At 68.2% G+C, this 217-nt stretch carries 1 protein-coding gene; it reads left to right on the top strand.

Features of this window, described 5'->3' with window-relative positions:
• Positions 1-217, top strand: a 217-nt coding sequence (locus AO268_RS07435; protein WP_141562794.1) for an IS66 family transposase, incomplete at both ends; no start/stop codon positions are given.

Below are 217 nucleotides of genomic sequence, written 5' to 3'. Positions count from 1 at the left end.
CAGGCGCCGGTGCCGCCTCAAGTGATCGACAAGGGCATCCCCACGGCGGGCCTGCTGGCGCATGTGATGGTGGCCAAGTTCGCCGACCACCTGCCGCTGTATCGACAGGAGAAGATCTTCCGCCGTGCCGGCCTGGCTATCCCGCGCTCGACACTGGCGCAGTGGGTGGGTCAAACCGGCGTGCAGCTTCAGCCGCTGGTCGATGCGCTGCGCGAGG

Source organism: Pseudomonas sp. ICMP 8385 (genome assembly GCF_002699915.1).
GTDB lineage: Bacteria > Pseudomonadota > Gammaproteobacteria > Pseudomonadales > Pseudomonadaceae > Aquipseudomonas > Aquipseudomonas gessardii.
The sequence above is the reverse complement of the archived record's forward strand: the minus strand, read 5'-3'. Positions and strand labels throughout refer to the sequence as shown.